The following is a 7,979-nucleotide window of genomic DNA, read 5'->3' on the forward strand; positions in this document are numbered from 1 at the left end:
CCTGTCAGATCGCGACGCAATCCGCGAAATAGTGGGTATGGCCGTCCTCATCCATTTCCTGCACGAGGCCGTGGATATCGGTCTCAAACCCCGGGCATTTGCGGGCGAATTCGCGGTTGAACTTCAGATATTCCACGATCTTGCGGTTGAAGACCTCGCCGGGGATCAGCAGCGGGATTCCGGGCGGGTAGGGGGTGACAAGGCTGGTGGTGATCCGGCCTTCCAACTCGTCGATCGGCACGCGCTGGGTGGTGCGATGCGCGATATGGGCATAGGCGTCGCTGGGCTTCATCGCGGGGGTCAGCTCGCTCAGATACATTTCGGTCGAGAGGACCGCGACATCGTATTTGGCGTAAAGCGCGTGGACGTGCTGGCACAGGTCGCGCAGGCCCATCTTCTCGTAGCGCGGGAATTTTGCGCAGAATTCCGGCATGGTGCGCCACATCGGTTGGTTGCGGTCGTAATCGTCCTTGAACTGCTGGAGTGCTGCCAGCAGCGTGTTCCAGCGGCCCTTGGTGATGCCGATGGTGAACAGGATGAAGAAGCTGTAGAGGCCGGTCTTCTCAACGACGATGCCGTGCTCGGCCAGATATTTGGTCACGATCGAGGCCGGAATGCCGGTTTCCTCGAAGCGGCCGTCGATGTTCAGGCCGGGGGTGACGATCGTGGTCTTGATCGGGTCGAGCATGTTGAAGCCCGGCGCCATGTCGCCAAAGCCGTGCCATGAATCCTCGCCGTCGCGCTGGACGCCCTCGGCATCGGTGCGGCGCAGGATCCAGTCCTTGGCGCGGCCGATGCCCTCGCCCTCGGGGGCGTCGGGGCCCCAGACCTGGAACCACCATTCGCTTTCGCCGAATTCGGCATCGACCTTGCTCATGGCGCGGCGGAAATCCATCGCCTCGGCGATGCTTTCCTCGACCAGCGCCGTGCCGCCCGGAGGCTCCATCATCGCGGCGGCGACGTCGCAGCTGGCGATGATCGAATATTGCGGGCTGGTCGAGGTGTGCATCAGATAGGCTTCGTTGAACAGGTGCCTGTCCAGCTTGGTGTCCTGCGAATCCTGCACCAGCACGTGGCTGGCCTGACTGATCCCCGCCAGCAGCTTGTGGATCGACTGCGTGGCGTAGGTCACCGAATGCTGGGTGCGCGGACGCTTGCGGCCCATGGCGTGGAAATGGCCATAGAAGGGGTGGAAGGCGGCGTGGGGTAGCCATGCCTCGTCGAAATGCAGGTTCTCGACATAGCCGTCGAGCATGCCCTTGATCGTTTCGGTGTTATACAGAACGCCGTCATAGGTCGATTGGGTCAGCGTCATGATGCGCGGCTTGACCGCATCGGCATCGACGCCTTCCAGTAGCGGGTTGGCGCGGATCTTGGCCTTGATCGTTTCCGGCTCGAACTCGCTATGCGGGATCGGGCCGATGATGCCGAAATGGTTGCGCGTCGGGCGCAGGAAGACCGGAACCGCCCCCGTCATGATGATCGAATGCAGGATCGACTTGTGGCAGTTGCGGTCCACGACCACGACATCGCCCGGAGCGACCGTGTGGTGCCAGACCATCTTGTTCGAGGTCGAGGTGCCGTTCGTCACGAAGAAGCAATGGTCGGCGTTGAAGATCCGGGCGGCGTTGCGCTCGGATGCGCCGATGGCGCCGTTATGATCCAGAAGCTGGCCCAGTTCCTCGACCGCGTTGCACACGTCCGAGCGCAGCATGTTCTCGCCGTAGAACTGGTGATACATCTGCCCGATCGGGCTTTTCAGGAAGGCCACGCCGCCGGAATGGCCGGGGCAGTGCCACGAGTACGACCCGTCCTCGGCGTAATCCAGAAGCGCCTTGAAGAAGGGCGGCTGGATGCCCTCAAGATAGGTCTTGGCCTCGCGGATGATGTGGCGCGCCACGAATTCGGGGGTGTCCTCGAACATGTGGATGAAGCCGTGCAACTCGCGCAGGATGTCGTTCGGCAGGTGGCGGCTGGTCTTGGTCTCGCCATAGACATAGATCGGCACGTCGGGGTTCTTCCAGCGCACTTCCTCGATGAAGTTGCGCAGGTTCACGATGACCGGATCGTCATCGGGACCAGAGCTGAATTCCTCGTCGTCGATGGACAGGACGAAGGCGCTGGCACGCGACTGCTGCTGCGCGAATTGCGACAGATCGCCGTAACTCGTGACGCCCAGAACCTCGAAGCCTTCCTTCTCGATCGCCTCGGCCATGGCGCGGATGCCAAGGCCCGAGGAGTTTTCGGAGCGGAAATCCTCGTCGATAATGACGATGGGGAAGCGAAATTTCATGGGGCACTCCTGCCGGGTGCGCAGTCATCCGTGAAGACAAAGCATGTCACGGCCGGTCCTCCTGCATTGCACCGTATTAGTTCGAGGTCTGAGGCCGTTTTCTTTCCATAGATGGCCGTCGCGTCAAGGGCTGATGGGCCAATTACCGCATGACCTGACGCGAACAGGCCCGCCGGAATGGCGGGCCATCGGCGTAACGGTCCGGAATTGCGCGATTGGCGGCTTTCGGCGGCGACCCGCCGGTTCAGCCCGCGAGCAACTGGTCGGGCGTGATCGCGGGCAATCCCACGGCCTCGCCCACCGGCAACGAGGTCAACTGCCCCTCATGCGTGGCCAGCCCCGCCCGCAGATGGGGGTCGGATTCGATGGCGCGGCGCCAGCCCTTGCCCGCCAACGCCAGCACGAAAGGCAGAGTCGCGTTCCCCAGCGCCTGCGTCGAGGTCCGCGCCGCTGCGCCCGGCATGTTCGCGACGCAGTAATGGATCACGCCGTCCACCTCGTAGATCGGGTCCTGATGGGTGGTCGGGCGCGAGGTCTCGAAACAGCCGCCCTGATCTATCGCGACATCGACCAGCACGGCACCGGGCAGCATGGTCGAAAGCTGCGCGCGGCTGACCAGCTTGGGCGCGGCGGCCCCCGGAACCAGCACCGCGCCGATGACCATATCGGCATCGGTCAGCAGCGCAGCTGTGGCGGCCGCGCTGGCATATTGCGTGGTCAGCTTGCCCATGAAGATATCGTCCAGATAGGACAGGCGCGGCACCGAGCGGTCCATCACCGTGACATTGGCCCCCATGCCGACCGCGACGCGCGCCGCTGCCGCTCCGACCACGCCACCGCCAATGATCAGGACATTGGCCGGACGTACACCGGGTACGCCGCCCATCAGCACGCCGCGCCCGCCATTCGCCTTTTGCAGCGCCCATGCGCCGACCTGAGGCGCCAGCCGTCCCGCCACCTCGGACATCGGGGCCAGCAAGGGCAGGCCGCCCCGCGCATCCGTTACGGTTTCATAGGCAATCGCGGTCACGCCCGACACCAGCAGATCGCGGGTCTGGTCGGGATCGGGGGCAAGGTGCAGATAGGTGAACAGCAATTGCCCGCGCCGCAGCATGGCGCGCTCACGGGCCTGCGGCTCCTTGACCTTCACGATCATATCGGCATCGTCAAAGACCGAGACCGCATCCGGCGCGATCCGGGCTCCGGCGGTGATGTAATCCGCGTCCGTGAACCCCGAGCCAAGCCCCGCGCCGGTTTCGATCAGCACGTCATGGCCATGGGCGATTGCCTCGGAGGCGGCGGCGGGGGTCAGTCCGACGCGGAATTCCTGAGGTTTGATCTCTTTGGGGCAGCCGATCTTCATGAGCCTTCATCCCTTCACACAGCGATGATCCATGAATCCGACTGTGACACCGCAAGCGGGGAAAATCTTGCCGATTCTATGCCCGAAAGGCCGATCCATTCGAAGAATTCACCGGATTTCACGGCATGGGCGCGTTTCCGATGCGGGGAAACCCGCGCGCCGATAAATCATCGCGTGCCCGCTCGACACCGGAAAATCCGGCGTTACAAGAACTGGTCCGGATTCCTATCGTGGAAAGAACGGGTCCGGCATGCATCCATCAATTTGTCGTTTGCGACCAGCATGAACTGAAAGACCAACACACATCATGGAAATATTTACCACAGAGGGGCTGAGCGCCCTTCTTGCCGTCATCGGGATCGACCTCGTGCTGGCTGGCGACAATGCGATCGTGATCGGGCTTGCGGCTGCGGGCTTGCCCAAGGAAATGCGCCCGCGTGCCATCTTCATCGGGATCATCGCGGCAACCGTCCTGCGCATCGTGTTCGCGGTCATGGCGACGCAGCTTTTGCAGATCGTCGGCCTGTTGCTGGCGGGCGGCATCCTGCTGCTATGGGTGTGCTGGAAAATGTGGCGCGAGTTGCGCACCAGCGCCGCCGAGGAACACGCCGCCGAGGAAGCCTTGGCCGATCATGACATCGACGGCGACGGCGCGATCGGCAAAGGCGCTCCGCAAAAGACGCTGCGTCAGGCCGTGACCCAGATCATCATCGCCGATGTCTCGATGAGTCTGGACAACGTGCTGGCCGTCGCGGGGGCCGCGCGCGAGCATATGACGGTTCTGGTCATCGGGCTGGTCCTGTCCATCGCCCTGATGGGGCTGGCCGCGACATTCATCGCACGGCTGCTGAACCGGCATCGCTGGATCGCCTATGTCGGCCTTGCGGTCATCTTCTACGTCGCGCTGAAAATGATCTGGGAAGGCGCGCATGACATCGAGCCCTTCATCCGTCACGCCTTGGCGCAGGGCTGATCCCACTTTGAAACCGGCGGTCCGGCCATAACCGGCCGACCGCTTTGATCAAAATGACCAAGGGCAGATCATCACTGATCTGCCCTTGTTTTTTTCATCGCCATGCGTCAGCCGCGCCGCTTCGGCACGGCTGTCAGGGCATTAGAACTGGATCGAACGCGCCATGCCGGGGTTTTCCAGCGGCGGGGCGAATTTGGTCAGCTCGATGCCTTCGACGGCAGCCTTGTATTCATCCGCGCTGGGGGTGCGGCCAAGGATCGCCGACAGCACGACAACCGGGGTCGAGGCGAGCAGCGATTCACCCTTCTTCTCGGCGGTGTCTTCCACGACGCGGCCCTGGAACAGGCGGGTCGAGGTCGCCAGAACGGTGTCGCCTTTCGCGGCCTTTTCCTGGTTGCCCATGCACAGGTTGCAGCCGGGACGTTCGAGATACAGGATGTTCTCGTATTCGGTGCGGGCAGCGCTTTTGGGCAGCAGATCGTCGAACTCGAAGCCCGAATATTTCTGCAGGATTTCCCAGTCACCCTCGGCTTTCAGCTCGTCGATGATGTTATAGGTCGGGGCCGCGACGACCAGAGGGGCCTTGAACTCGACCTTGCCTTGGGCCTTTTCGACGTTTTTCAGCATCTGCGCGACGATTTTCATGTCGCCCTTGTGGACCATGCAGGAACCGACAAAGCCCAGATCGACCTTTTTCGTGCCGCCGTAGTAGGAAACCGGGCGGATCGTGTCATGGGTGTAGCGCTTGGAGACGTCGGCGTTGTTCACGTCGGGGTCGGCGATCATCGGCTCGTCGATCAGGTCCAGATCCACGACGACCTCGGCGAAGTATTTCGCATTGGCGTCGGGGGCCAGCGCGGGTTTCTCGCCCGAGCGGATCTCGGCGATGCGGGCGTCCGCCTTGGCGATCAGACCGGCCAGCGTGCGCGCAGCATTGTCCATGCCCTTGTCGATCATGATCTGGATGCGCGACTTGGCGATTTCCAGCGACTCGATCAGGGTGTCATCCTGCGAAATGCAGATCGACGCCTTGGCCTTCATCTCGGCGGTCCAGTCGGTGAAGGTGAAGGCTTGGTCGGCCAGCAGCGTGCCGATATGGACCTCGATCACGCGGCCTTGGAAGACGTTGTCGCCGCATTGCTTCAGCATCTGCGCCTGTGTCGCATGGACCACGTCGCGGAAGTCCATATGCGGCTGCATCGTGCCCTTGAAGGTCACTTTCACCGATTGCGGGATCGGCATGGTCGCCTCGCCCGTGGCCAGAGCCAGTGCGACGGTGCCAGAATCCGCACCGAAGGCCACGCCTTTCGACATGCGGGTGTGGCTGTCGCCGCCGACGATGATCGCCCAGTCATCCACGGTGATATCGTTCAGCACCTTATGGATCACGTCGGTCATCGAGTGATAGACGCCCTTCGGGTCGCGCGCCGTGATCACACCGAAATTATTCATGAATTTCATGAGTTTCGGAATGTTCGCCTGCGCCTTCTTGTCCCAGACCGAGGCGGTGTGGCAGCCCGACTGGTAAGCGCCATCGACGATCGGCGAGATGACGGTTGCGGCCATCGCCTCAAGTTCCTGCGCGGTCATCAGACCGGTGGTGTCCTGCGAGCCGACGATGTTGACGCGAACGCGCACGTCCGAACCGGCATGTAGGGTTTTGCCACCCAGAACGCCCACGGCGTTACGGTTGAAAATCTTCTCGACGGCGGTCAGGCCTTGACCCTCGACCGAAAGCTCTTTGTTCGGGGCGAAGACGGGGGTCGGCTCGACGCCCAGCGTTTCGGCGGCAAAGGTCTGCAACTTCTTGCCGAAGACGATGGCATAGGAGCCACCAGCCTTCATGAACTCGACCTTCTGGGGGGTGAAGGCCGAGGCGATATCGACCAGTTCCTTGCCGGATTCGTCGCAAAGCTTCTTGTTTTTGGCGTCGATGGTCAGGACGGTGCCAGTCTCGACCGAATAGGTCTGTTCGAGGATCGGGTTGCCGTCGTTGTTCAGGATCGGCTTGCCGTCCTCATCGGTCTTCTTGACCCAGTTTTTCAGGTTCAGGCCGATGCCGCCGGTCACGTCGACCGTGGTGGCGAAGATCGGCGAAATGCCGTTGGTGCCTGCAACAACCGGTGCGATATTGACGAAGGGCACATAGGGGCTGGCCTGCTTGCCGGCCCAAAGTGCCACGTTGTTCACGCCCGACATGCGCGAGGAGCCCACGCCCATCGTGCCTTTTTCGGCGATCAGCATGACGCGCTTGCCCGGATGTTTGGCTTGCAGCGCCTGAATTTCGGCCTGAGCCTCGGGGGTGATCATGCATTTGCCGTGCAGCTCGCGGTCCGAGCGCGAGTGGGCTTGGTTGCCGGGCGACAGCAGGTCGGTCGAGATATCGCCTTCGGCGGCGATATAGGTCACGACCTTGATCTCGTCCTCGACTGCCGGAAGCTTGGTGAAGAACTCGGCTTTGGCATAGCTTTCCAGCACGTCCTTGGCGACGGCATTGCCAGCCTTATAGGCATCGCCCAGACGGGCCATGTCGGCGTCGTAAAGGAAGACCTGCGTCTTCAGCACGTCACCGGCTTGCGCGGCGATAGCGGCATCGTCACCCAGCGCGAGGTCCAGCAGAACCTCGACCGAGGGGCCGCCCTTCATGTGCGACAGCAGCTCAAACGCGAAAGCCGGCGTGATCTCGGCAACGATGGCATCGCCCAGAATGATCCGTTTCAGGAACTGCGCCTTGACGCCTGCGGCGCTGGTCGTGCCGGGCAAAGTGTTGTAGACGAAGAATTGCAGCGATGCGTCACGATGCGGGCTTCCGGCATCTTCGATCTGGACGATAAGCTCTTCCACAAGCGCGCCGTCGTCGATGGGCTTGGGGTGCAGTCCTTCGCCTTTGCGGGTTTCGATTTCGGTTAGGTAGTCGGTGTACAAGCTCATGACGATCCCTACGAGTTAGTGCCGTATTAAGCTAGAACCAGGCCGTAAGAACAACTTGCGAGCGAGGGTAAGCTAATTGTATGCCGATGTATACCAAGCATGGCAGGGTCGCAAGTGGTTCGACGTCGGCATATTGTCCGGAAACGGCGAAGTCGAGCATCAGATGATCTGATCCCGCATCAGGATTCCGCCACGGCGGTGACGGCCTAAACCTCGAGGGGCCAGTGGAAACCCGTCCGCGCCGCGTCAGCCGATTAGGGCCGATGGCGCGGTGCTTCGGAATACATAATTCTCATTACCGCGCAACAACTTGCCGTAGTGGCACATTCCATTCTGGAAAGCATCACTGGATAGATTCCTGATGCACTTCAGGAGGATGTCATGAGGCGCCCGCTCACCAACCTGACGCTGGACGAGCG

At 61.8% G+C, this 7,979-nt stretch carries 4 protein-coding genes; 1 reads left to right on the plus strand and 3 read right to left on the minus strand.

All coding sequences use genetic code 11. The features are described from left to right. Positions 1 to 4: 4 nt before the first annotated feature. A complete protein-coding gene (locus GL286_RS12465; protein WP_155095887.1) occupies positions 5 to 2,293 on the minus strand; it encodes an arginine/lysine/ornithine decarboxylase in 2,289 nt (762 codons plus the stop codon). Positions 2,294 to 2,537: 244 nt separating this feature from the next. Next, complete coding sequence (gene ald, locus GL286_RS12470; RefSeq protein WP_155095888.1) at positions 2,538 to 3,656, minus strand: alanine dehydrogenase; 1,119 nt, start codon at positions 3,654 to 3,656, stop codon at positions 2,538 to 2,540. Positions 3,657 to 3,963: 307 nt separating this feature from the next. Here ald and GL286_RS12475 point away from each other — a divergent pair, with 307 nt between their 5' ends. Next, the gene (locus tag GL286_RS12475; protein WP_155095889.1) at positions 3,964 to 4,629 is read left to right on the plus strand and encodes a TerC family protein; all 666 of its coding nucleotides are present in this window, start codon (positions 3,964 to 3,966) and stop codon (positions 4,627 to 4,629) included. A 141-nt stretch (positions 4,630 to 4,770) separates the two neighbouring features. On the opposite strand, the gene GL286_RS12480 is transcribed toward GL286_RS12475, so the two are convergent. Further along, the gene (locus tag GL286_RS12480) at positions 4,771 to 7,560 is read right to left on the minus strand and encodes a bifunctional aconitate hydratase 2/2-methylisocitrate dehydratase (RefSeq protein WP_155095890.1); all 2,790 of its coding nucleotides are present in this window, start codon (positions 7,558 to 7,560) and stop codon (positions 4,771 to 4,773) included. Positions 7,561 to 7,979: the final 419 nt, after the last annotated feature.

The organism is Paracoccus aestuariivivens, assembly GCF_009711225.1.
Taxonomy (GTDB): Bacteria; Pseudomonadota; Alphaproteobacteria; order Rhodobacterales; family Rhodobacteraceae; genus Paracoccus; species Paracoccus aestuariivivens.

Coding starts and splice junctions, on each gene's coding strand:
- GL286_RS12465 (WP_155095887.1), bottom strand. CDS start 2,293: ATGAAATTTCGCTTCCCCATCGTCATTATCGACGAGGATTTCCGCTCC.
- ald (WP_155095888.1), bottom strand. CDS start 3,656: ATGAAGATCGGCTGCCCCAAAGAGATCAAACCTCAGGAATTCCGCGTC.
- GL286_RS12475 (WP_155095889.1), top strand. CDS start 3,964: ATGGAAATATTTACCACAGAGGGGCTGAGCGCCCTTCTTGCCGTCATC.
- GL286_RS12480 (WP_155095890.1), bottom strand. CDS start 7,560: ATGAGCTTGTACACCGACTACCTAACCGAAATCGAAACCCGCAAAGGC.